The following is a 1,299-nucleotide window of genomic DNA, read 5'->3' as shown; positions in this document are numbered from 1 at the left end:
CTGCGGGACGCCGGCTTCGACGTGCCCGGTGCCCGCATCGCCATCGACTCGGATGTGCCGCTCGGCTCCGGCCTCTCATCGTCGGCCGCGCTGGAGTCGTCGGTGCTCACCGCGCTGATCGACCTGGGCCGCCTCGACCTGCCGCTGGCGAAGCGACCGGCACTGGCCCAACGGGCCGAGAACGTCTACGTCGGCGCGCCCACCGGCATCCTCGACCAGTCCGCGTCGATCCGTTGCCAGGAGGGGCGCGCGCTGTTCCTGGACTGCCGGACGTACGAGATCGACCAGATCCCGTTCGATCTGGCTGCCGAGGGCCTGGCCATCCTGGTGATCAACAGCAACGCCCCGCACCAGCACGTCGACGGGGAGTACGGCGCCCGCCGCAAATCCTGCGAGGAGGCCGCGCACATCCTCGGAGTGGCCGCGCTGCGTGACGTCACGCCGGCCGACCTGGACGACGCGCTCGGCAAGCTCGACGACGACGTGATGCGCCGCCGGGTGCGGCACATCGTCACCGAGAACCAGCGGGTGCTCGACACGGTCGAGCTGCTGCGGGCCGGGCGCACCCGGGACATCGGGCCGCTGCTCACCGCGTCGCACGCCTCGATGCGGGAAGATTTCGAGATCACCGTCCCGCAGGTCGACATCGCGGTCGAGTCGGCGCTCGCGGCCGGTGCGTACGGTGCCCGGATGACCGGTGGTGGTTTCGGCGGCTGCGTGCTCGCGCTGATCGACGCCGACCGGGCCGACGAGACCGTCGCGGCGGTCGAGGCGGCCTACGCGGAGGCTGATTTCACCGCTCCCACCTGCTGGATCGCTACCGCCGGTCCGGGCGCCACCCGGCTTTAGAAGCTGTCCCACCGGGTAATCGGTGGGCATGACGCAGGAAACGGACCAGCCCAACGAGTTCGGCTTCAGCGGGGGCGCCACGGCGCCGGAGCCGGAGCCGGACACCCGGTCACCCGAGCAGGTCGACGGCGAGAGCATCGCGGTGCCTGCCGGTGATCTGACCGGCTCGATCACGCATGCGATCGAAGAGGCCACCGACCGGGACCACGACGACTCCTAGCGCGACCGGCCCAGGGTGCTCTCCCGGGCCACCAGGCGGTGCCCGACGCAGATCGCCCGGGGTGGCACGGCGGCGGCCGGCCCGCCGCCCAGCCGCTCGGCCAGCAGGTCGACCGCTAGCTGGGCGATCCGGCCGGTGTCCGGGGCGATGGTGCTCAGCGACGGCGTGCTGTAGCGCCCCTCGTCGATCCCGTCGAAACCGATCACGGCGATGTCGCCGGGCACGTCGAG

General features: G+C 72.0%; 3 protein-coding genes. 2 read left to right on the top strand and 1 reads right to left on the bottom strand.

Annotated elements, in window-relative coordinates; all coding sequences use genetic code 11:
* A partial coding sequence (gene galK, locus Ato02nite_RS51115; protein ID WP_213013988.1) for a galactokinase occupies positions 1 to 849 on the top strand: 849 nt, incomplete at its 5' end.
* A 28-nt stretch (positions 850 to 877) separates the two neighbouring features.
* Positions 878 to 1,069: a hypothetical protein gene (locus tag Ato02nite_RS51110; protein WP_213013987.1), complete on the top strand. Its 192-nt coding sequence runs from the start codon at positions 878 to 880 to the stop codon at positions 1,067 to 1,069.
* Here Ato02nite_RS51110 and Ato02nite_RS51105 read toward each other — a convergent pair.
* Positions 1,066 to 1,299 (bottom strand): substrate-binding domain-containing protein (locus tag Ato02nite_RS51105; protein ID WP_213013986.1); only part of this gene is annotated, 234 nt, incomplete at its 5' end. The genes Ato02nite_RS51110 and Ato02nite_RS51105 overlap by 4 nt on opposite strands.

This window comes from Paractinoplanes toevensis (genome assembly GCF_018332695.1).
GTDB classification, from domain to species: Bacteria; Actinomycetota; Actinomycetes; order Mycobacteriales; family Micromonosporaceae; genus Actinoplanes; species Actinoplanes toevensis.
Note: the sequence above shows the minus strand (reverse complement) of the source record. Positions and strands in the feature narration are given on the sequence as shown.

Bases quoted from the DNA above. Each gene is read 5' to 3' on its own strand.
- Ato02nite_RS51110 (WP_213013987.1), top strand. From the start codon at position 878: ATGACGCAGGAAACGGACCAGCCCAACGAGTTCGGCTTCAGCGGGGGC.